The organism is Actinoallomurus vinaceus (assembly GCF_039542055.1).
Taxonomy (GTDB): domain Bacteria; phylum Actinomycetota; class Actinomycetes; order Streptosporangiales; family Streptosporangiaceae; genus Actinoallomurus; species Actinoallomurus vinaceus.
Genome location: NZ_BAABHK010000001.1, coordinates 1,022,013 through 1,042,290, shown reverse-complemented (window position 1 = coordinate 1,042,290; position 20,278 = coordinate 1,022,013). Strand labels below are relative to the sequence as shown.

The following is a 20,278-nucleotide window of genomic DNA, read 5'->3' as shown; positions in this document are numbered from 1 at the left end:
GTACTTGTTCTGAGCTGCCCGCACATCGGAGCCGCCATCAGCCCTTCTGCGGTTAACGAGGCGGCTCCCGTCGCCCGGCGAATCAAAATATTCCGAATAATTGAACCGCATCAGTGGGCCACGTCACACCACCCCGTTGCAACCACCGCCGCCGAGCCGGCAGCCGGTAACGCCCACGCGACCGCCATGGAGCCATCGTGACGTCAAAGTGACGTCACTTAGGTGTTGTCATGACGCCAAACGGTGTGCCATGCTGACGTCATGCACTTGGAGTCGTACGTCGCCCAGCTCCGTCAGGAGCTCGCGGTCGCCGCCGAGACCGGCGGCGATGAGGCCCGCGAGCTCGCCGAGCGCCTCACCGCGCCTCTGCAGTCGGCCGTCCGGCTCGTCCTGCTGGAGGCACTGTCGGCCGCCGCCGAGGAGATCACGCGAGAGCTCGCGCCCGGCTCGGTGGACGTGCGCCTCCGCAGGGGCGAGCCCGAGTTCGTCGTGGAGACGCCCGCCACCGGAGCGGAGGAGGAGACGGCCGGCGCGACGGCACCCGAAGTGGAGCCCGCACCGCCGGTGTCCTACGGCGCCAAGGACGGCACCGTCTCACGGATCAGCCTCCGCCTCCCCGAAGAGCTGAAGAACAGGGCCGAACAGGCCGCCGACCGGGAAGGGCTCTCGGTCAACGCCTGGCTCGTCCGCACCGTCGCCGAGGCCGTGGAGCGCACGGACCGCGAGCAGGACGTCCGCAGGCGCACGGCCCCGCGCGGCAACCGCTACACCGGCTGGGCCCGCTGACCCGGGCCCTCTTCACCACCACCGACCATCGGCGGGGTCATCGACCCTGCGACCAGAAAGGCGGCATCATGCCCACCTTCGCCACCCCCGAGCCGATCTCCGCGACGCTCGACATCCTCCTCAGCTGCGAGATTCGCGTCACCGCGTCCGACCGCACCGACACCGTCGTCGAGGTGCGGCCCGCCGACGCGTCGAAGGCGAGCGACGTCCGAGCCGCGGAGGAGATTCGGGTCGAGTACACCGACGGACAGCTGCTGGTCAAAGCGAAAAAGCGCACCGCTCTGATGGCCCTGGGCCCCGGAAAGGACGCCGCCGTCCAGGTGGACGTCGAACTCCCCGCGGGCTCCGACCTGGACGCCTCAACCGGGATGGGCAACGTCCACTGCGCGGGGCGGCTCGGCGACTGCGAGGTGTCCAGCGGCGCCGGCGGCATCTGGATCGAGGACGCCGACACGCTGCAGGTGAAGACCGGCGGCGGCGACGTCACGGCCAGACGCGTGGCAGGCGACACGAAGATCACCACAGGAGTCGGCGAGGTACGCCTCCGCCGCGCCGACGGCGCCGTCACGATCAAGACCTCCTCAGGGGCCGCCCTGGTCGGCGAGGCCGCCGGTGACGTCCGCGTCCGCTCCGCCAGTGGTGACATCGTGATCGACCGGGCGCATGCCGACGTCGAGGCGAAGACCTCCGCGGGCAAGATCCGGATCGGTGAGGTCTCCCAAGGCTCCATCGTCATGCAGAGCGCCGCCGGCCAGCTGGAAGTCGGCGTCCGCGAGGGCACTGCGGCCTGGCTCGATGTGCATACCACCGCCGGAAGCGTGCAGAACCTGCTGGACACGGCCGACGGCCCCGGAGAGGCCGACCGGACCGTCGAGGTCCGCGCCCGCACCTCCCTCGGCGACATCGTGATCCGCCGCGCCGCCCTGGCCCCTCAGGACTGAGCCGTACGAACGGGCGCCCCCCGGCGTCCGACCACGAGGCGGCACCGATCCGCCGACCGACTTCCCTCCCTTCTGACCGGGCTTCGGCCTCTCCCGCCTCCGTGACCCCGCAGAGTCACGAGCCCGGAAACGCGTTCGCCTCGCCCATGTCCCGGCAGAGGCCCGGGCGATCCCCGCCCCTCGTCGATCCCCCTCCACCCAGGGCGATGTGCCGCCGCCTGCGCGGCACACCGCGTCCTGACGCACCCTGACGAAGTTCGCCGATACCTGCAGCGCTCAAGGCCACCGGCCTGCGCAAGTCCAACTCGTCCAACGACATCCACTGGTCCTGACCCCTGAACATCAGCAAGGAGATTTCTCATGAGCGATGCGATCACGGCCGAAGGGCTGGTCAAGAGGTACGGCGAGGTGACCGCCCTGGATGGGCTGAGTTTCTCGGTCCCGGAAGGGACGGTGCTGGCGCTGCTCGGCCCGAACGGGGCGGGTAAGACCACGACGGTGCGGGTGCTGACCACGCTGCTGCCCCCGGACGGCGGCCGGGCCACGGTCGCCGGATTCGACGTCGCTGGGCAGGCCCGGCGGCTGCGCGCCCGTATCGGGCTGTCCGGGCAGTACGCCGCGGTCGATGAGCACCTGACCGGCGCGGAGAACCTGGAGATGGTCGGGCGGCTGTACCACCTGGGCGCCAAGCGCAGCAAGGCCCGTGCCCGTGAGCTCCTCGAACGCTTCGACCTCACCGACGCCGCCGACCGGCCGGTGAAGGGCTATTCCGGTGGCATGCGCCGCCGCATCGACCTGGCCGGCGCGCTGGTCGCCGACCCGCCGGTGCTGTTCCTGGACGAACCCTCCACCGGCCTGGACCCCCGCGCCCGCGCCGCGCTATGGGACACCATCTCCGAAATCGTCGCGGCCGGCAGCACGCTGCTGCTGACCACTCAGTACATGGAAGAAGCCGACCACCTGGCCGACCAGATCATGGTGGTCGACCACGGCCGCGCCATCGCCCGCGGCACCGCTGATGAGCTCAAGGACCAGGTCGGCGGCAACCGCATCGAACTGACCGTGACCAGCGCCGCCGAGCTGGAGACCGCCCGCCAGATGCTGGCCTGGTTCGCCGTCGGCACCATCCGCACCGTGCCCGAATCACTCCAGATCACCGTCCCGGTCACCGACGGCCCCGAAGCCCTCCGCCAAGCCCTCGGGCAACTGGCCGAGGCGGGAGTCCGGGTCCGGGACGCCGGCCTGCGGCGCCCCACCCTCGACGACGTCTACCTCACCCTGACCGGGCACCAGGCGTCCGGCTCCGACCCGCAGGCCCAGGAGGCCACCCGATGAACGCGCTCACCATGCCCATCGTCGATGGCTGGACCATCGCCAAGCGCAACACCCTGAAGATCAGGCGGTCGCCGGACCTGCTCGGTGCCGCGGTCATGTTCCCGATCGTGTTCGTGCTGATGTTCGCCTACGTCTTCGGCAGCGTCATCCACGTCCCGGGGATGTCGTACCGGGAGTTCCTGCTCCCCGGCATCTTCGTCCAAGCCGTGCTCATAAGCGCGCAGACCACCGGCTACACGCTCACCCTGGACCTGCAGAAGGGCATCTTCGACCGGTTCCGCTCGCTGCCCATGGCCCCGTCCGCGGTGCTGATCGGCCAGACCGTCAGCGACCTGCTGATGAACCTCGCCAGCCTGATCGTCATGGCGGTGATGGGACTGATCGTCGGGTGGCGGGTGCACACCTCGCCGTTCGAGGCCGTCCTGGGCTTCGGGCTGCTGCTGCTGTTCGCCTACGCGTTCTCCTGGGTCACCGCGACCGTCGCGCTGGCCCTGCGCACCCCGGAAAGCTTCAACAACATCGCGACCATGGTCTCGTTCCCGCTGATGTTCATCTCCAACGCCTACCTCGACAGCTCCAAGCTGCCCACGGTGCTGCGCGTCGTCGCCGAGTGGAACCCCGTCTCCACCTTTACCAAAGCCGCACGCGAACTCTTCGGCAACACCAGCGCCGCGCTGAAGACCTCGGACGCCTGGCCCCTCCAGCACGCCATCCCGGTCTCGCTGCTCTGGATCGCCGTCATGCTGATCGTGTTCGTCCCGCTGGCGACCCGCCTCTACAAGAAGGCGGTCAGCGCCTGACCACCGACGCTGACCGTCTTCTCGCCGTGGGTTGTCGGGGCTGGAGCCCCGACAACCCACGGCGATCACTGCTCTAGCGCGCGGATGGCGGCGGCGCCGGATTCGGTGAGCCAGTCGGTGAGGGTGCGCAGTCCGGGGTGGATGACGCGCAGTGCCTCGATGTCGGCGTGCCAGCGGTGACCGGCCTCCCAGCGCTTCTTGGTCTCGGCGATCTCCGGGCCGCGCGCGGCCACCTCGGCGTCGGTGAGTTGCTCGTACCGGATCGGAATGCCGGTGGCCTCGCTGATCGCGGCGGCGGCCTCGACGGGGGTCGGTTCGTCGCCGGCCAGTTCCAGCGTGCGTCCGGCGAACCGGGCCGGGTCCGCGAACGCGAGCGCGGCGAACTCGGCGATGTCCTCCAGCGCGATGATCTGCATGGGCTTGTGCGGAGAGAAGATGTGCCGGTGTACGCCGTCGGAGATGCCGTCGATACCGATGAACCCGCCGGCGAGATAGTTGGTCATGAACCGGACCGGGCGCAGCACGGTGGGCAGCGCGATGTGGTCGCGCAGGTACTCCTCGATCAGTACTTTCCCTCCCCAGCCCGGTGATAGGTCCGATGCCGAGGCAACGGTGCTGAACACGACCTGCTCGATCCCCGCCGCGGCCGCAGCGTCGATCAGCACCCGGCCGCGGGCCACTTCGAGATCTGTTTCGGGTCCGGCCGGTCCGAAGGCCACGGGCGGTATGCCGAACACGGCGGCGGCGCCGTCGAGCGCGGGCGGCAGACTCGCCGGATCGTCGAAGTCGCCGCGTACGAGCTGGGCGCCCGCGGCGGCCAGCGCGGTGGCGGCGGGTGCGGTCAGGTCGCGCACCAGGGCTCGTACCGGCCGCCCGCCGGCGAGCAACCGCCGGGCGGTGGCGCCGCCCTGCTTGCCGGTGGCGCCGGTGACGAGGATCGGGGAGTCGGGATTGGCCGGTGTCGCGGTGGTCATGGTGCCCTTTCCGGAGATGGTGGATACTGGCGCAATCCGGAATGCTCCCCCCGCTTCACCGCCGCGGACAAGGATTACGTGACATGACAGCAGCACCGGGAGCGGCACCCGCCGGGCGCGCCGATGCCCGCCGCAACCGAGAGATCGTCCTACGCACGGCGATACGCGTGTTCACCGAGGAGGGGCTGGAGGTGTCGCTCGGCCGGATCGCACAGCGCGCCGGGGTCGGCGCCGGGACCGTCTACCGGCACTTCCCCAGCAAGGAGATCCTGGTCGAGGCGGTGCTCGCCGAACACATCGAGGGTCTGGTGGCCGCCGCCGATCGGTGGGCCGCCCGGGCCACGCCCGGTGACGCGCTGTTCGGGTTCCTGCTCGAAGTGATCGAGAAGTCGGCGGGCCGGCAGCACTTCTGCGATGTGCTCACCGCCGACCAGAGCTGGCCGCGCGCCGTAATGGCCGCCGCGGCGCAGCGGTTCCGCGAGGCGCAGGAGCGCTTGCTGTCCGACGCGAAACAGGCTGGTGCGATACGCGCCGACGTACGGGCCGACGATCTGGCCGCGGTGGCCGTCGGCGGTGCCGCACTGCGTTCGGCGCACCGGGACCGGGTGCGCGGCACACGGCTGGTGCGGCTACTGCTGGACGGACTGCGAACCCCGGTCGTCACGAAAGCCGAAACGTTCCGTGACTCGCCCTCCCTTCCGCGTCACGAAACCACCGCCCTGAGGTTCTGCGCGGAATGCGGCGCGCAGCTGCGTGTCCATGCCACCGGGCGGCCACCCCGCTACTGCGGTCCGACCTGCCGCCAGCGCGCCCACCGGCGCCGTCCTACACGAGCACCTGGGTGATCGGGAGGGAGGAGTCGGCGGGCAGGCCGAGGTCGGAGGGGGCCAGGCCGGAGGCGACGAGCTCGGAGCCGAGTGCCGCGACCATCGCGCCGTTGTCGGTGCACAGCTTCGGGCGGGGCACCCGCAGCTGGATGCCCGCCGCGTCGCAGCGTTCCTGGGCGAGCGCGCGGAGCCGGGAGTTGGCCGCGACCCCGCCGCCGATGAGCAGGTGGGAGACCCCGTTGTCGTTGCAGGCGGCGATGGCCTTCTTGGTCAGCACGTCGACGACCGCCTCCTGGAAGGCCGCGGCGACGTCGGCGACCGGGACCGGCTCGCCGGCGCGCTCGCGGGCCTCGACCCAGCGGGCCACGGCGGTCTTGAGGCCGGAGAAGGAGAAGTCGTAGGTGCCGTCGTCGTACTTGCCGCGCGGGAAGAACACCGAGCCGGGGTCGCCCTCCCGGGCCGCGCGGTCGATGTACGGGCCGCCGGGGAAGCCGAGGTCGAGCACCCGCGCGACCTTGTCGAACGCCTCGCCGGCGGCGTCGTCGACGGTGGCGCCGAGCGGGCGTACGTCGGAGGCGACGTCGGGGACGAGGAGCAGCGACGAGTGCCCGCCGGAGACGAGCAGCGCCACGCACGGCTTGGGCAGGGCACCGTGTTCGAGCTGGTCCACAGCGACGTGGGCGGCGAGGTGGTTGACGCCGTACAGCGGCTTGCCGAGGCCGAGGGAGTAGGCCTTGGCGGCGGCGACGCCGACGAGGAGGGCGCCGGCCAGCCCGGGCCCGGCGGTGACGGCGATCGCGTCGATGTCGTTCAGGGTCACGCCGGCGTCGGCCAGGGCGCGGTCGACGGTCGGTGTCATGGCCTCCAGGTGGGCCCGCGACGCGACCTCGGGGACCACCCCGCCGAACCTCGCGTGCTCGTCGACGCTCGAGGCGATGGCGTCGGCGAGCAGCGTGTGGCCGCGCACGATGCCGACGCCCGTCTCGTCGCAGGACGTCTCGATCCCCAGGACCAGGGGTTCGTCCTTCATTTTCCCACTTCCTGTCCGGCGGGCACTCCGCTCCGCCGCGCGTCACGGACCATCACGATCGCGTCCACCCCGGACGGCTGGTAGTAGCGCTTGCGAATGCCGACCTGGGTGAAGCCGAACCGTTCGTACAGCCGCCGCGCCCGGTCGTTGTCGGCGCGCACGTCGAGGAACACCTCGGGGCAGCCGCGGGCGGCGGCCTCATCCAGCAGCGCGGTCAGCAGCCGGGTGCCGAACCCGCGCCCCTGCAGCTCCGGCCGGACGCCGATGGTCATCACGTCGGCCTGCTCACCGACGACGGCCAGGCCGGCCCATCCGGCGAAGCGCCCGTCGTCGTCCTCGATCACGACGTAGTGCCGCGTGCCGCTCTCGTCGGCCAGCTCCTCGCGGTAGGCGGACGCCGACCAGGACTCCTCGGGGAACAGGACGGGCTCGAGAGTAAGGACGTCGGGCAGGTCCTCGGCGGTCATCGGGCGCAGCGTCATGCCGGCGTCACCCTTTTGCGGGGTCCGGGTTCGCGGGCGTCGGGCTTGCGGAGGTACAGCGGGACGGGCGGCACCAGCGCGGGGCCGTCGCCGCCGTTCAGCCGGGTGATCACCAGGTCGGCGAGCGCGGCCGCGGACGGCAGCGCGGGCTCCTGCCCGGCGAGCGTGTCGGCGTAGAGCAGCGCGCCCTCCCCGACGGCGGGCAGACCCGGCTCGGCCGCCTCGGCGGGCTTGCCGACGGCGGGCCCGGCGGCGCGGGCGCGGGCGGTGTCGTAGCGCGCCCAGTAGACCTCCTTGCGCCGGGCGTCGGTGGCCACGACGAAGGGACTGCTGCGGCCGGACTGCCAGGCGAGGACGTCGAGGGTGCAGACCCCGTGTACGGGGATGCCGAGCACGGCGCCGAGCGCGCGGGCGGTCGTCAGTCCGACGCGCAGCCCGGTGTACGGCCCGGGGCCGACGCCGACCGCGATGGCCGACAGGTCGGCGCGGGTCACCCCGGCCTCGTCGAGCACGGTCGCGATCGCGGGGGCGAGCACCTCGGCGTGCCGCCGCCGGTCGACCGCGTTCGACTCGGCGCGAAGGCGGGTGCCGCCGGAGGTGCCCTCGCTCAGGGCGACGGTGACCGCGGCGGTAGCGGTGTCGAAAGCCAAGACCAGCACGACCTATGAGCGTAGCGCGCCCGCGGCACCGGTCCGGCCGGGTCAGGACCGGTCAAGGCACTCGGCGCACCGGAGAGCGCACCGAGCACAGGCGTCCCGCCGTGTCAGGGCACTCGCCGCGCCGGAGGGCACACCGACCGCAGACCACCGGCCGGGTCAGAACCCGTCACGGCACTCGCCGCAGCGCAGGGCGTACCGGGGACAGGCGTCCGGCCGGGTCAGGACTGGGACTGGAGCTTGGAGATGACGTCGCGGGCGGCGGAGAGGGCGCCGTTGGTGGCGTCGGAGGACGAGAGGGGCTTCGTGGCGCCGTCCTGGCCGTCGCCGCCGGAGTAGTGGACGGTGACGAGGACGTTGGCGAGGCGGGCGTTGGCGACGGCGGCTCCGACCTCGCCCTTGTCCACCGTGTACACCACGTACGCCTGTTCACCGACGCCACTGACGCCACGGCTGTCGCGCACCTCGACGGTGTCGGCGAGGTCCTTGCCCGCGCGGTCGGACTCCCACTCCGTGCCGTACGTCTGGACCGCGACGGCGGTCGCGTTGTTCTTGCCCTGGGCGCTCATGGCGCGTAGTTCGACGGTCAGCTGCCGGCCCATGTCCCCGTAGAGGCTCCACGCGCACTCGCTGTGCTGGTCGGACTGGTTGGCCTGGTCCATCTCGGTACGGTCGGCGCTCGGGGCGAGGTCGTCGGCGACCTTCTGGCTCAGCGCGGTGCAGGCGTCGGGGACGACGTCGCGTTCGGAGCCTCCGGGGGCGCTCATGGGCGAGCTCTGCGGCCCGCCGCCCTCCTTCGACGACGCCTTGTGCCGGACGGTGTCTCCCGTACGGAGGAAGGCGAACGCCGCGACGGCGCAGACCGCGACGACCACTGCGAGGGTGCCCGCGACGGCCCAGACGCGTCTGCTGCGTCCGGCCGGGCGGGGAGCGCGACGACGACCGCTCACCGGACCTCTCCCCCTCGACCTATATGTCCTGATCTGCCAGGAAGGTGAGATTTAAACGAGAGGGTATTGCAAGATCTCTGAAACGTCTGCGTCAAGCGGGAAAGGAACCCCGGCAGGTTCTGTCAATCGACTGAGTCGGTCACAGTACGTGATCGATCGGCGAGTCCATCCAGCGGGCCCCCACCCCGGCGATCCGGACGGTGCGCTCCTCCGAGTCACCCCGCTCGATGGTGACCTCCAGGCGGTCCTCGGACAGCTCCTCGACCAGGCCCTCACCCCACTCGACGACGGTCACGGCGTCCTGCAGGTCAAGGTCGAGATCGTCGACCTCGTCGAGACCGCCGAGGCGGTAGGCGTCGGCGTGCACCAGGGGCGGTCCCCCTGCCAGCGACGGGTGCACCCGGGCGATCACGAAGGTCGGTGAGGTGATCGGCCCCCGGACCTTCAGGCCCTCGCCCAGGCCCTGGGTCAGCGTCGTCTTGCCCGCGCCGAGCGGCCCGGACAGCACGACCAGGTCTCCGGCGCGCAGCGCGCCGGCCAGCCTGCGGCCCAGCTCGCGCATCGCCTCATCGGTGGGAACCGGGATGGGTTTCACGCCGACCGCTCCTCTTCCTCGACGCGGCGCACACGGTCGATCAGCCGGACGAGCGCCTGGGTGACGATCTCAGGATGCTCCATCATGGAGACGTGGCCGGCCTCGGCCACCTCGACGAGCTCGACGTCGTTCAGGGCGTTCGCGATCGCCCGCCCGTGCGCGGCGGGCGTCAGGCGGTCCTCGTCGGCGACGACCACCAGCGCGGGCAGGTCCGCGAACACCTCCAGCGCCGCGAGCTTGTCGTGCGCCGCGAGCGTCGGATAGAACGCCGCGATCACGTCGATCGGCGTCGCCCGGATCATCTGCTCGAGGAAGTCCACGACCGTCGGGCTCACGTTCTTGTCGCCGAAGGCGATCCGGCGGGTGACCATGAACGCCACGTCGGCGCCGACCCGCCGCCCCCGGTCGATCAGCTCGGCGGGCTTGCCGCCGAGGGTGCGCGTCACCCGGGGCAGCGTCGCCTTGAACACCTTCCCGAACGCCATCGGCAGGCCCAGGGTCAGCTCCGCCAGCTCGCCCGAGGACGTGTTGATCAGGCCGACGGCGGCGATCCGCCCGCTCTCGAACAGCTCCGGGTGGGCGTCCGCCAGCGCCATGATCGTCATGCCGCCCATCGAGTGGCCGACCAGGACCACCGGCGTGTCCGGGTCGACCGTGGCCTCCAGCACGGCGAACAGGTCCGCACCGCACTGGTCGACGGTGGCGTGGGTCAGATCGCTGCGCCCGGACCGGCCGTGACTGCGCTGGTCCCAGAAGACCATCCGCAGGTCGCCGTCCCGGCCCAGGTCACGGCGCTGGTAGTGCCAGCAGTCCTGGTTCAGGGCGTACCCGTGGCAGAAGACGATCGTGAAGGGCGCGTCGTCCGGTCCGTCGATCTCGACATGGAGGGGCACCCCGTCGGTCGCCTCGACCGTCAGCGGGCGCCCGCGCAGCTCACCGAACGGCTCGCCCGCGTCGGGGTCCGGGGCCAGCCGGGCCCGCCCGACGGCGTACCTGCGGGCGGCGACGACCGCGCCGACGCCGATCGCGGCGGACGTGCCGACCGCCGCACCGATCAGACCGATGCGCTTCTTGTTCATGCGGGGGATCCTTCGTACACGCGGGGGACGCGGGCGCCGATGCGAGTGACGATCTCATAGGAGATGGTGCCGAGCAGGTCGGCCCAGTCCTGGGCGGTGGGCTCGCCCCGGTCGCCCGGGCCGAAGAGGATCACCTCGTCCCCGGCCTCGATCACATCGTCGCCCACATCGATGACGAACTGGTCCATGCAGACCGTGCCGGCGATGCGCCGCCGGCGCCCCGCCGCCCAGACCTCCAGAAGGTTGGTGCCGCTGCGCGGGATCCCGTCGGCGTACCCCAGGGGGACAAGGCCGAGCGTCGTCTCCCGCTCGGTGACGTAGCGATGCCCGTACGACACGCCGGTGCCCGGCGGGACCCGTTTGACGTTGACCAGCCGCCCGGTGAGGGTCATCGCGGGCCGGAGCCCGAAGTCACGGCCCGGGATGGGGGTCAGGCCGTACGCGGCGATGCCGGGCCGGACGAGGTCGTAGCGCGCCTCCGGGATCGTCAGCGTCGCCGCGGAGTTGGCCAGGTGCCGGACCTCCGGGCGTACGCCGGCCTTCTCGGCCAGCTCGACGGCCTCGGCGAAGATCTTCAGCTGCGCGGCGATCGACGGATGGCCCGGCTCGTCCGCGCACGCCATGTGCGACCACAGCCCCACCACCCGCACCTGCCCGTCGGCGTGAGCCCGGAGCGCGGCGTCGACGACCGAGGGCCACTCGGCCGCGGTCACGCCGTTGCGGGACAGCCCGGTGTCGGCCTTGAGGTGCAGCCGCGCCGTACGGCCCGCGCGGACGGCGGCCTGCGCGATCTCCTCCACCTGGCCCACCGAGCTGGCGGACAGGTCGATGTCGGCGGCGACGGCCTCGTGGAACGGCTCGCCAGGGCCGTACAGCCAGCACAGCAGCGGCACGTCGACGGCGGCCCGCCGCAGCGTCAGCGCCTCGGCCAGCGAGGCCACGCCGAGCCGGCTCGCGCCGCCCGCCAGCGCGGCGTGCGCGACCGGGACGATGCCGTGCCCGTACCCGTCGGCCTTCACGATCACCATGACCTCGGCACCTACCGCCGTCTCGCGGAGGACTCCGACGTTATGCCTGATCGCCGCCAGGTCGACACGCGCTGTCGCGGGGACGTTCACCATGCGTTCCAGTGTGGCAGCCACCGACGTGAGCTCCGGCCATCCTCGCGGCCCGGTCAGGCGGACAGGGTGCGGAAGGCGGCGGGCAGGGCGTCGACGACGTCGTACGCGCTGATCGGCGCGGCGCCGGCGCCGTTCGGGTCGGCGGACAGCCGTCCGGCCAGGCCGTGCAGGTACGCACCGGCCGCCGCCGCGTCGATCGCCGGCAGGCCGCCGGCCAGCAGTGTGCCGGTGAGGCCGGACAGGACGTCGCCGGTGCCCGCCGTGGCCAGCCAGGGCGTGCCGGTCGGGTTCACCCGCACCGGGCGTTCGGCCTCGGCGATGACGGTGGTGGAGCCCTTGAGCAGGACGGTGGCGTTCAGCTCCTCGGCGGCGCGGCGCACGTGCTCCAGCCGCCGTGCCTCGACCTCGGCGGCGTCCGTGCCGAGCAGCCGGGCCAGCTCCCCGGCGTGCGGGGTGAGGAGGGTCGGTGGGGTCCGCCACAGCAGGTCCCGGCGGCGCGACAGGATCGTGAGCCCGTCGGCGTCCACGAGGACCGGCAGGTCCGTGGCGAGGACCTGGGCGAGCAGCGCCTCGGCCCGTTCGTCGGTGCCGAGTCCGGGCCCGGCCACCCACGCCTGTACGCGCCCGACCTGGTCCAGCGAGTCGCCGATGACGGTGGTGACGGCCTCCGGCCAGCGCTGCCGGACCAGCTCCACCGGGTGCTCCGACGACGCGAACCGCACCATGCCGGCGCCGCCGTGCACCGCCCCGCCGACGGCGAGGACGGCGGCCCCGGTGAAGGCCTCTCCGCCCGCCAGGACGCCGACCACGCCGCGCCGGTACTTGTCCGACTCGTGGGTCGGGCGGGGCAGCCAGGCCGCGACGTCGTCGCCGCGGGGCGCGCAGACGTCCGGGTCGGGAAGGTACGGGCCGAGCCCGATGTCGACGAGCTCGACCACGCCCGCGTGCCGGGCGCCCGGGTCGACGAGCAGGCCCGGCTTGTAGGTACCGAAGGTCACGGTGACGTCCGCCTGGACGGCCGGGCCGTCGACCTGGCCCGTGCTCGCGTCGATACCGCTGGGCAGGTCGCAGGCGACCACGACCGCCCCGCTGTCCGCCGCGCGTACGGCCAGGGAGGCGTACGGCTCGCGCAGGCCACCGCGGCCGCCGATGCCGAGCATGCCGTCGACGATCAGGTCGGCGCGGTCGATCTCGGCCGCGGCACCGGCCTCGTCCGTGGCGGGCACCGCCCGGCCGCCGACGGCGCGGAGCGCGGCCAGCCCGCCCTCGTGGGTCTTGGCCCCGGCGAGGATCGCGGTGACCCGCGCGCCGCGCCGGGCCAGGCCCGCGCCCGCGTACAGGGCGTCGCCGCCGTTGTCGCCGCTGCCGACCAGGAGGACGATCGGCGCGCCGTAGACCCCCAGACCGACCTCGCGCCCGCTGCTGAGGAGCCGGGCGCAGACCGCCGCCAGGCCGGCCGCGGCGCGCCGCATGAGCGTGCCTTCGGGCAGGCGGGCCATCAGCGCTCGCTCGGCGGTCCGTACCTTGTCCACCTCGTGCGCGTACCGCATCACGCTCGCCTCCTCATCGGGTGTTCTCGGCCATGACCACCGCGACGGCGACGCCGCCGTCGTGGCTGAGCGACACATGCCATGTGGTGATGCCCAGCCGGCCTGCCGCCTCCGCGATGGTGCCCTTGACGTGCAGGGTCGGGCGGCCGTTCTCGGCCCGGCGCACCTCCGCGTCGGTCCACTGGAGGCCACCCGGCGCGCCGAGCGCCTTGGCCAGTGCCTCCTTGGCGGCGAACCGCGCGGCCAGGGACCGTACGGGCAGCTCGCGTTCGTGGTCGGTGAAGAGCCGGAGGGCGAGGTTCGGCGTGCGCTCCAGCGACCTGGCGAACCGGGCGACGTCCACGACGTCGATCCCCACTCCGACGATCACTAGACCAGGTTTATCACTCCGCGCGGGCCGACACCTCGTGGACGTGGTCGACGGCGGGGGCACCGGGATGGTCGAGCAGCCACTGGACGCGTTCGCGGCTCTCCGCGTCGACCGGCGTGTAGACCGCCATCCGGGTCTCCGGGGTGGCGGTGACGGCGAAGTTGACCACCGACAGCCGGACCACGCCGGCCGAGGCGTGCCGGAAGACCTTCACGCGGGTCGACGGGACGGCGACGTCGTGCGCGGCCCACATCTCGGCGAACTCGGGGCTGGCCGACGACAGGCGCTGGACGAGCTCGGTCCAGGAGGGCTCGCCGAGGTGCCGGCCGAACGCCCCGCGGAACGTCGCGACCATCTGCGGCAGCTCGACGTCGCGGTTCACCATCGGGCTGCAGCACTCCGGGGTCACGAACAACCGCCACAGGAGGTTCCGGGGCACGTCGTTCTCCCGCACCCTCGGCCAGAGCGCCGCGTAGGCGGCGTTCCACGCTAGGACGTCATAGCGGCTGGTCATCACCGCGGCGGGGAGCGGCACCAGACCGTCGAGGACCGTCTGCACCTGGGGCTCGAGGCGGTCATGGAGCACCGGGCCGGGCGCCGAGGGGATGTCCGCCAGCCGGTAGAGGTGCTCGCGCTCGGTCTGGTCGAGACGGAGCGTGCGGGCGATCGCGTCGAGGATCTGGACGCTCACGTTGATCGGCCGGCCCTGCTCGAGCCAGGTGTACCAGGTGACCCCGACCCCGGCGAGCTGGGCGACCTCCTCGCGGCGCAGGCCCGGCGTGCGGCGGCGCAGACCGGCCGGGATGCCCACCTCCGCAGGAGTGATGCGCTCCCGGCGGCTGCGCAGGAAGGCGGCCAGCTCGGTCCGCCGGCGCGGGGTCGTCACGGTCACCCGTCCATGGTGGGTCAAACCGGGCGACCTTGCCAGGTGCTGTCACCACCAGTATCAGCGGGCCCTCACCACCCGTACCGCGCCGCCGGCGACGCAGCGCTCGACGGCGGTCCACCGTGTCGAGGAGGCACGGTGGCAGGTGCTGGCAGCACCAGTATCACTGGGCTCTCACCACCCGTACCGCGCCGCCCGCAGGCTCGACGCATGGCCCAGATCACCCTCGACGCCCGTACGGCGCCCCCACCGGTCCGCCGCGGCGGGCTACTGACGATCATCATGCTCGGCCAGTTCATGGCGGTCCTCGACGTGACCGTGGTCAACGTGGCCGCCCCCACCATCCGTACCGACCTGCACGCCTCCGGCGCGGGCCTGCAACTCGTCATCGCCGGGTACACCATCGCGTACGCCATGCTGCTCATCACCGGTGCGCGGCTCGGCGACATCCTCGGGCACCGGCGCGCCTTCCTGGGCGGGCTGGCGGTGTTCACCGCCGCGTCCCTGGCGTGCGGCCTGGCCGGGTCGACCGGCCTGCTCATCGCGTTCCGGTTCGTCCAGGGAGCGGGCTCCGCGCTCATGGTGCCCCAGGTGATGAGCCTCATCCAGCGCAGCTTCACCGGCACCGCCCGGGCGCGGGCGCTGAGCGTCTACTCGGCCGTGCTGTCCGGCGGCGCCGTCGTCGGGCAGGTCGTCGGCGGCGCCCTGGTCAGCGCCGACATCCTCGGCACCGGCTGGCGCCCGGTGTTCCTCGTCAACGTTCCGATCGGCATCGTGCTGCTGCTCGCCGGGCCACGCGTCCTGCCGGGCGACACCGGCGAGCCGGGACGCCGCCTGGACCTCCCCGGCGTGTTCGGCCTGTCCGCGGCGGTCGTGTGCTTCGTCGTGCCGCTCGTGCTCGGGCACGAGGAGGGCTGGCCCGGGTGGGGCTGGCTGATGCTGGCGGGCAGCGTCGTGCTCTTCGGCGGTTTCGTGGCCCTGCAGCGCCGGGCGGCCGCGCCGCTGATCCCGGGCCGGCTGCTGCGCACGCCCGGCGTCCTCCCCGGCGCCGCCGCGATCTTCGTCTGCATGGCGACCTTCGGCGGGTTCCTGTTCAGCCTGGCCCTGCACCTGCAGGGCGGCCTGGGCGAGACGCCGCTGCGGGCCGGCCTGTCCTTCATCCCCGGCGCCGGAGGTTTCGCGCTGGCCAGCCTGAACTGGCGGCGGGTGCCCGCCCGCTGGCACCGCCTGATGGTCCCGGCGGCCTTCCTGGTGGCGGCCCTCGGTTACGTGGGGCTCGGCGCCTTCCGGTCCGGCGGGGTGGGGCTCGAGGTGGCGATGGGCCTGACCGGCCTCGGCCTGGGCGGGGCGTTCAGCCCGATGCTGGCGATGGCGCTCGCCGACGTCCCGGTCGGGGACGCGGCGGACGCCAGCGGCCTGCTCGTCACGATGACCCAGCTCGGTCAGGTGGTGGGCGTCGCGACGTTCGGCACGCTGTTCCTCAGCGTGGCTCCGCCGACCGGGCACGCCCTGGCGGTGACGGGCACCGCGCTCGCGGCGGTCGCGGTCCTCGGTGCCTGCTGCTCGCTGCTGGTCGTGCGCGGCGCGCGTCGTCCGGGCTGAGGAGCGCCGGGAGCGGCGACCGGACGAAGGAGGACGGCGCGCCCCGCGCTCGCGGAACGAGCGCCGTCAGGCACGCTCAGATGCGGCGGAGGCGTACGCGGTGGATCCGGTGGTCGCGGTCCTTGTGCAGGACGAGGGTGGCGCGGTCCCGGGTGGGCAGGATGTTGGCCACGAGGTTGACCTCGTTGATGTCCCGCCAGAGCTTCTCCGCGTACGCCGCCGCCTTGTCCTCGTCCACCTGCGCGTACGGGTGGAAGAAGGACCGCTCGTCGGTGAACACCGTACGCCGGAGGGCGAAGAAGCGATCGATGTACCACTGGCGGATGTCGTCGACCCGGGCGTCGACGTAGAGCGAGAAGTCGAACAGGTCCGATACCGCGAGACCGCCCGGCCGGGCCGTCTGCAGCACGTTAAGGCCCTCCACGATGAGGATGTCGGGCCGCCGGACGACCTGCCGGGCACCGGGCACGATGTCGTACGCCAGCGGGTCGTACACCGGGACGGACAGCTCCTCCGCGCCCGCCTTCACCGCGGACACGAACCGCAGCAGCGCCCGGCGGTCGTACGACTCCGGGAAGCCCTTGCGGTCCATGAGCCCGCGCTCGGCGAGCGTCGCGTTCGGGTAGAGGAAGCCGTCGGTGGTGACGAGCTCGACGTCCGGCTCGCCGGGCCCCCGGGCGAGCAGCGTCCGCAGCAGGCGCGCCACCGTCGACTTGCCGACGGCGACGCTGCCGGCGATGCCGATGACGAACGGGGTGGGCGCGACCGGCTCGCCGAGGAAGGCGCCCACCGCGTCGCGCAGGCGGCCGTCGGCGGCCCGGAACAGGCCGATGAGCCGGGCCACGGGCAGGTGGACCTGCTCGACCTCGCCGAGGTCGATGGGGTCGCTCAGCCCGCGGATGGCCTCGAGCTCGTCCGGCGTGAGTGAGAGCGGCATCCCCGCGCGCAGCTCCCGCCACTCGTCGCGGCCGAACTCGACATAGGGGCTGGGCTCGACAGAGGGGCTGGGCACGCCGCCCCCACCAGCGATCATGGACGTAACCATAGCGTTTCCTGAAGTGCACTACGGGTGATCTTTACCGGATGCGGACGTTGGCGACGGCACTGGTCTAGTCGCCCACCTGGAGCCATTACGCTGGCGTCCCATGTGCGGAATCGTGGGGTACGTCGGCTCGCAGTCCGCTCTCGACGTGGTCGTCGACGGGCTCGCCAGATTGGAATACCGAGGCTACGACTCGGCCGGCGCGGCCGTTCTGGCCGACGGGAAGCTGACGGTCACCAAGCGGGCCGGCAAGCTGGTCAACCTGCGCGAGGCGCTCGCCGACAGCCCGCCGCCGCAGAGTCACGCGGGCATCGGCCACACCCGGTGGGCCACCCACGGGCCGCCGAACGACCGCAACGCCCACCCGCACACCGACTGCACCGGCGCGGTCGCGGTCGTGCACAACGGCATCATCGAGAACTTCGCGGCCCTGCGCGTCGAGCTGGAGGAGCGCGGCCACGAGCTGTCCTCCGACACCGACACCGAGGCCGTCGCGCACCTCCTTGAGGAGGAGGTCGCCAAGGGCATGGGCCTCACCGAGGCGATGCGGCGGGTCTGCGGGCGTCTCGAGGGCGCGTTCACCCTGGTCGCCGTGCACGCGGGCGAGCCGGACCTCGTCGTCGGTGCGCGCCGCAACTCCCCGCTGGTCGTCGGCGTCGGCGACGGGGAGAACTTCCTCGCCAGCGACGTCGCCGCCTTCATCGCGCACACCCGCGACGCGATCGAGCTCGGCCAGGACCAGGTCGTCGAGCTGCGCCCGGAAGGCGTCACCGTCACCGACTTCGCCGGCGCCCCGGCGCAGGTGAAGGAGTACCACGTCGACTGGGACGTCTCCGCCGCCGAGAAGGGCGGCCACGACTACTTCATGCTGAAGGAGATCGCCGAGCAGCCGCGGGCGGTCGCCGACACCCTGCTGGGCCGCGTCGGCGCGGACGGGCGGCTGACCCTCGACGAGATGCGCCTGTCCGACCAGCAGCTGCGCGACGTCGAGAAGATCATCATCGTGGCGTGCGGCACGGCGTACCACGCGGGCATGATCGCCAAATACGCGATCGAGCACTGGGCGCAGATCCCGTGCGAGGTGGAGCTGGCCAGCGAGTTCCGTTACCGCGACCCGATCCTCACGCGTACGACCCTGGTGATCGCGATCTCGCAGTCCGGCGAGACGATGGACACCCTGATGGCCGTGCGGCACGCCCGCGAGCAGCGCGCCAACGTGCTCGGCATCTGCAACGTCAACGGCTCGACGATCCCCCGCGAGTGCGACGGCGTGCTGTACACCCACGCCGGCCCGGAGATCGCCGTCGCCTCGACGAAGGCGTTCCTCACCCAGCTCGTCGCCGTCTACCTGATCGCGCTGTACCTCGCGCAGGTCCGGGGGACCAAGTGGGGCGACGAGGTCTTCGCGATGGTCCAGCTGCTCAACACCATGCCGGAGAAGGTCGAGGCCGTCCTCGGCACGGTCGAGCCGGTCCGCGAGCTGGCCCGCTCGCTGGCGAACGAGCGCTGCGTGCTGTTCCTCGGCCGCCACGTGGGCTTCCCGGTGGCCCTGGAGGGCGCGCTGAAGCTCAAGGAGCTCGCGTACATGCACGCGGAGGGGTTCGCCGCCGGTGAGCTGAAGCACGGTCCGATCGCGCTGATCGAGCAGGACCTGCCGGTGGTCGTCGTCGTGCCGCCGCGCGCCCGGCCGATCCTCCACGACAAGATCGTCTCCAACATCCAGGAGATCCGCGCCCGCGGGGCCCGCACGATCGTCATCGCCGAGGAGGGCGACGAGACCGTCGCCCCGTACGCCGACACGCTCATCCGGGTGCCGGCCGTGCCGACGCTCCTGCAGCCGCTCGTGGCGACGATCCCGCTCCAGGTGTTCGCCTGCGAGCTGGCCACCGCCCGGGGCCACGACGTCGACCAGCCCCGCAACCTCGCCAAGTCCGTCACCGTCGAGTAGGGCCATGGTGCGCTACGTCGCCCTCCTGCGCGGGGTCAACGTCGGCCGGGACACCAAGGTCGCCATGGCCGACTTCAAGGACGTGCTGGCCGGGCTCGGTCACACCGACGTCCGGACCCATCTGAACAGCGGCAACGCCGTGTTCACCGCGCCGGAGGCGCCGGCGGAGGAGATCGCCGCCGCGATCGAGGACGGGCTCGCCGCCGCCCTCGGCCGTACGGTCCCGGTGATGGTGCGCACGGCCGACGAGTTGCGCGCGATCGTCGAGAACAACCCTCTCGAGGTCCGGGACCCGGCCAAGTTCGCGGTGGCGTTCCTGGCCGAGCCCCCGGACCACGAGCGGCTGCGCGCCCTCGATCCGGCGGAGTTCGCCCCCGAAGAGCTCGGGCTGGGCGAAAAAGACCTCTATTTTTACTTCCCGAACGGCCTCGGCCGAGCGAAACTCCCGCCGATCCTGGCCAGGCGCCTCGGCCTCCAGGCGACCGTCCGCAACTGGAACACCGTCACCCGGCTCCTGGAACTGGCGGAGGGGTGACCCGAACGCCCCGCCGGCGGATCATGAGCCGGATCGGTGCCGTCAGGGCACTCTGATCGGCTTGGTCCAGCTGCAGTACTTGGCGCCGCTCGTCTGCAGGACCTTGTTCACGAGGCAGACCTTCGCCCTGATGGTCCGGCCGCTCGTGTAGTAGTAGCTGAGCCAGTGGTAATCCTTGTTCCCCATGCCGTGCTTCGAGTCGTCCCACGTCTGCCAGTAGCGGGGAGCGTCGCCGGGCGCGTTGGTCGTCACCATCGCCCACTTCCCGTTCCTGTTCTTCGTCCAGACGCTCGCGTAGGCGACCTTGTGGTCGTTGCCGTCCCGGTCCAGGACCACGAGCTTGGTCAGGCGGGTGTAGTTGCCGCCCCACTTTCCGCCCCGCTCTTTGGAGATCTCGATTCGGGCCCTTCCTCCGGCGCCGCCGGAGTCCTTCGTGTAGGCCCAGTTCGTGTGCTTCCAGACCGCGGCCGACGCCGGCGCTGCATTGACGACGACCATGGCCGCCCCAATGGCGCTCATGGCGCCCAGGGCCGCCAGCCTGCTCTTCACGTTGCCCATTACGGAATTCCCTTCGGATCTCGCCGCCGCCACCGACTCATCTCGGTGGTACGGCCGTCAGAATCGATCGCCTCGCGAATCTGCGCGTGGATTGCGATCTCACCGGCACGGCCCCGTACGGGCGCCCCGCGGGGGCCGGCCACGCGACAAGGACCGTCACGCCCTCATCACTCAGTGATCATCTAGCTGGATCGCGGTAAGCCATCGGTTA

21 protein-coding genes are annotated in these 20,278 nt (G+C 72.1%); 8 read left to right on the top strand and 13 right to left on the bottom strand.

Annotated elements, in window-relative coordinates:
- The first annotated feature begins 261 nt into the window (after nt 1–261).
- From ABEA24_RS04830 to ABEA24_RS04815, 4 genes are all read left to right on the top strand, one after another.
- The gene (locus tag ABEA24_RS04830) at nt 262–786 is read left to right on the top strand and encodes a toxin-antitoxin system HicB family antitoxin (RefSeq protein ID WP_345429380.1); all 525 of its coding nucleotides are present in this window, start codon (nt 262–264) and stop codon (nt 784–786) included.
- Between the two features lie 68 nt (nt 787–854).
- On the top strand, nt 855–1,727 hold the full coding sequence (locus tag ABEA24_RS04825; protein ID WP_345429379.1) for a DUF4097 family beta strand repeat-containing protein: 873 nt from the start codon (nt 855–857) through the stop codon (nt 1,725–1,727).
- A gap of 360 nt (nt 1,728–2,087) precedes the next feature.
- Nucleotides 2,088–3,062: an ATP-binding cassette domain-containing protein gene (locus ABEA24_RS04820; RefSeq protein WP_345429378.1), complete on the top strand. Its 975-nt coding sequence runs from the start codon at nt 2,088–2,090 to the stop codon at nt 3,060–3,062.
- Nucleotides 3,059–3,862 carry an ABC transporter permease gene (locus ABEA24_RS04815; RefSeq protein ID WP_345429377.1) on the top strand — a complete coding sequence of 268 codons (804 nt, stop codon included), beginning with the start codon at nt 3,059–3,061 and terminating at the stop codon, nt 3,860–3,862. Before ABEA24_RS04820 ends, ABEA24_RS04815 begins: the two co-directional genes overlap by 4 nt.
- Before the next feature lie 65 nt (nt 3,863–3,927).
- On the opposite strand, the gene ABEA24_RS04810 is transcribed toward ABEA24_RS04815, so the two are convergent.
- Nucleotides 3,928–4,836, bottom strand: coding sequence for an NmrA/HSCARG family protein (locus ABEA24_RS04810; protein WP_345429376.1), 909 nt, complete (start codon nt 4,834–4,836; stop codon nt 3,928–3,930).
- Between the two features lie 83 nt (nt 4,837–4,919).
- Between ABEA24_RS04810 and ABEA24_RS04805 the strand changes: the two genes are divergently transcribed.
- Nucleotides 4,920–5,681 (top strand): TetR/AcrR family transcriptional regulator, encoded by a 762-nt coding sequence (locus ABEA24_RS04805; RefSeq protein ID WP_345429375.1) that lies wholly within the window; start codon nt 4,920–4,922, stop codon nt 5,679–5,681.
- Here the strand turns inward: ABEA24_RS04805 and tsaD are convergent.
- The 10 genes from tsaD to ABEA24_RS04755 form a co-directional block, all read right to left on the bottom strand.
- Complete coding sequence (gene tsaD, locus ABEA24_RS04800) at nt 5,662–6,693, bottom strand: tRNA (adenosine(37)-N6)-threonylcarbamoyltransferase complex transferase subunit TsaD (RefSeq protein ID WP_345429374.1); 1,032 nt, start codon at nt 6,691–6,693, stop codon at nt 5,662–5,664. The two genes, ABEA24_RS04805 and tsaD, sit on opposite strands and share 20 nt — an antisense overlap.
- Entirely contained in the window at nt 6,690–7,175 is a 486-nt protein-coding gene (rimI, locus tag ABEA24_RS04795) for a ribosomal protein S18-alanine N-acetyltransferase (RefSeq protein ID WP_345429373.1), read from the bottom strand. The genes tsaD and rimI overlap by 4 nt, the downstream gene beginning before the upstream one ends.
- On the bottom strand, nt 7,172–7,834 hold the full coding sequence (tsaB, locus tag ABEA24_RS04790; RefSeq protein WP_345429372.1) for a tRNA (adenosine(37)-N6)-threonylcarbamoyltransferase complex dimerization subunit type 1 TsaB: 663 nt from the start codon (nt 7,832–7,834) through the stop codon (nt 7,172–7,174). Before tsaB ends, rimI begins: the two co-directional genes overlap by 4 nt.
- Before the next feature lie 218 nt (nt 7,835–8,052).
- Nucleotides 8,053–8,781: a hypothetical protein gene (locus ABEA24_RS04785; RefSeq protein ID WP_345429371.1), complete on the bottom strand. Its 729-nt coding sequence runs from the start codon at nt 8,779–8,781 to the stop codon at nt 8,053–8,055.
- A gap of 139 nt (nt 8,782–8,920) precedes the next feature.
- Entirely contained in the window at nt 8,921–9,343 is a 423-nt protein-coding gene (gene tsaE / locus ABEA24_RS04780) for a tRNA (adenosine(37)-N6)-threonylcarbamoyltransferase complex ATPase subunit type 1 TsaE (protein WP_345429617.1), read from the bottom strand.
- A 29-nt stretch (nt 9,344–9,372) separates the two neighbouring features.
- Nucleotides 9,373–10,455, bottom strand: a complete 1,083-nt coding sequence (locus ABEA24_RS04775) for an alpha/beta fold hydrolase (protein ID WP_345429370.1) — start codon at nt 10,453–10,455, stop codon at nt 9,373–9,375.
- A complete protein-coding gene (gene alr, locus ABEA24_RS04770; protein ID WP_425551140.1) occupies nt 10,452–11,576 on the bottom strand; it encodes an alanine racemase in 1,125 nt (374 codons plus the stop codon). The genes ABEA24_RS04775 and alr overlap by 4 nt, the downstream gene beginning before the upstream one ends.
- A gap of 53 nt (nt 11,577–11,629) precedes the next feature.
- Nucleotides 11,630–13,126: an NAD(P)H-hydrate dehydratase gene (locus tag ABEA24_RS04765; protein ID WP_345429369.1), complete on the bottom strand. Its 1,497-nt coding sequence runs from the start codon at nt 13,124–13,126 to the stop codon at nt 11,630–11,632.
- A 13-nt stretch (nt 13,127–13,139) separates the two neighbouring features.
- Complete coding sequence (locus ABEA24_RS04760; RefSeq protein ID WP_345429368.1) at nt 13,140–13,496, bottom strand: holo-ACP synthase; 357 nt, start codon at nt 13,494–13,496, stop codon at nt 13,140–13,142.
- A gap of 13 nt (nt 13,497–13,509) precedes the next feature.
- Nucleotides 13,510–14,388: a helix-turn-helix transcriptional regulator gene (locus ABEA24_RS04755; RefSeq protein WP_345429367.1), complete on the bottom strand. Its 879-nt coding sequence runs from the start codon at nt 14,386–14,388 to the stop codon at nt 13,510–13,512.
- A gap of 204 nt (nt 14,389–14,592) precedes the next feature.
- On the opposite strand from ABEA24_RS04755, the gene ABEA24_RS04750 reads away from it, so the two are divergent.
- A complete protein-coding gene (locus tag ABEA24_RS04750; RefSeq protein WP_345429366.1) occupies nt 14,593–15,984 on the top strand; it encodes an MFS transporter in 1,392 nt (463 codons plus the stop codon).
- Between the two features lie 76 nt (nt 15,985–16,060).
- On the opposite strand, the gene coaA is transcribed toward ABEA24_RS04750, so the two are convergent.
- On the bottom strand, nt 16,061–17,017 hold the full coding sequence (coaA, locus tag ABEA24_RS04745; RefSeq protein WP_345429365.1) for a type I pantothenate kinase: 957 nt from the start codon (nt 17,015–17,017) through the stop codon (nt 16,061–16,063).
- A 112-nt stretch (nt 17,018–17,129) separates the two neighbouring features.
- Here coaA and glmS point away from each other — a divergent pair, with 112 nt between their 5' ends.
- Complete coding sequence (gene glmS, locus ABEA24_RS04740; protein WP_345429364.1) at nt 17,130–18,974, top strand: glutamine--fructose-6-phosphate transaminase (isomerizing); 1,845 nt, start codon at nt 17,130–17,132, stop codon at nt 18,972–18,974.
- A 4-nt stretch (nt 18,975–18,978) separates the two neighbouring features.
- The gene (locus tag ABEA24_RS04735; RefSeq protein WP_345429363.1) at nt 18,979–19,509 is read left to right on the top strand and encodes a DUF1697 domain-containing protein; all 531 of its coding nucleotides are present in this window, start codon (nt 18,979–18,981) and stop codon (nt 19,507–19,509) included.
- Between the two features lie 42 nt (nt 19,510–19,551).
- Here the strand turns inward: ABEA24_RS04735 and ABEA24_RS04730 are convergent, their stop codons facing one another.
- Nucleotides 19,552–20,067: a hypothetical protein gene (locus ABEA24_RS04730; protein ID WP_345429362.1), complete on the bottom strand. Its 516-nt coding sequence runs from the start codon at nt 20,065–20,067 to the stop codon at nt 19,552–19,554.
- Between the last annotated feature and the right edge of the window lie 211 nt (nt 20,068–20,278).

Bases quoted from the DNA above. Each gene is read 5' to 3' on its own strand.
- ABEA24_RS04830 (WP_345429380.1), top strand. From the start codon at position 262: ATGCACTTGGAGTCGTACGTCGCCCAGCTCCGTCAGGAGCTCGCGGTC.
- ABEA24_RS04825 (WP_345429379.1), top strand. From the start codon at position 855: ATGCCCACCTTCGCCACCCCCGAGCCGATCTCCGCGACGCTCGACATC.
- ABEA24_RS04820 (WP_345429378.1), top strand. From the start codon at position 2,088: ATGAGCGATGCGATCACGGCCGAAGGGCTGGTCAAGAGGTACGGCGAG.
- ABEA24_RS04815 (WP_345429377.1), top strand. From the start codon at position 3,059: ATGAACGCGCTCACCATGCCCATCGTCGATGGCTGGACCATCGCCAAG.
- ABEA24_RS04810 (WP_345429376.1), bottom strand. From the start codon at position 4,836: ATGACCACCGCGACACCGGCCAATCCCGACTCCCCGATCCTCGTCACC.
- ABEA24_RS04805 (WP_345429375.1), top strand. From the start codon at position 4,920: ATGACAGCAGCACCGGGAGCGGCACCCGCCGGGCGCGCCGATGCCCGC.
- tsaD (WP_345429374.1), bottom strand. From the start codon at position 6,693: ATGAAGGACGAACCCCTGGTCCTGGGGATCGAGACGTCCTGCGACGAG.
- rimI (WP_345429373.1), bottom strand. From the start codon at position 7,175: ATGACGCTGCGCCCGATGACCGCCGAGGACCTGCCCGACGTCCTTACT.
- tsaE (WP_345429617.1), bottom strand. From the start codon at position 9,343: ATGCGCGAGCTGGGCCGCAGGCTGGCCGGCGCGCTGCGCGCCGGAGAC.
- ABEA24_RS04775 (WP_345429370.1), bottom strand. From the start codon at position 10,455: ATGAACAAGAAGCGCATCGGTCTGATCGGTGCGGCGGTCGGCACGTCC.
- alr (WP_425551140.1), bottom strand. From the start codon at position 11,576: ATGGTGAACGTCCCCGCGACAGCGCGTGTCGACCTGGCGGCGATCAGG.
- ABEA24_RS04765 (WP_345429369.1), bottom strand. From the start codon at position 13,126: ATGCGGTACGCGCACGAGGTGGACAAGGTACGGACCGCCGAGCGAGCG.
- ABEA24_RS04750 (WP_345429366.1), top strand. From the start codon at position 14,593: ATGGCCCAGATCACCCTCGACGCCCGTACGGCGCCCCCACCGGTCCGC.
- coaA (WP_345429365.1), bottom strand. From the start codon at position 17,017: ATGATCGCTGGTGGGGGCGGCGTGCCCAGCCCCTCTGTCGAGCCCAGC.
- glmS (WP_345429364.1), top strand. From the start codon at position 17,130: ATGTGCGGAATCGTGGGGTACGTCGGCTCGCAGTCCGCTCTCGACGTG.
- ABEA24_RS04735 (WP_345429363.1), top strand. From the start codon at position 18,979: ATGGTGCGCTACGTCGCCCTCCTGCGCGGGGTCAACGTCGGCCGGGAC.
- ABEA24_RS04730 (WP_345429362.1), bottom strand. From the start codon at position 20,067: ATGGGCAACGTGAAGAGCAGGCTGGCGGCCCTGGGCGCCATGAGCGCC.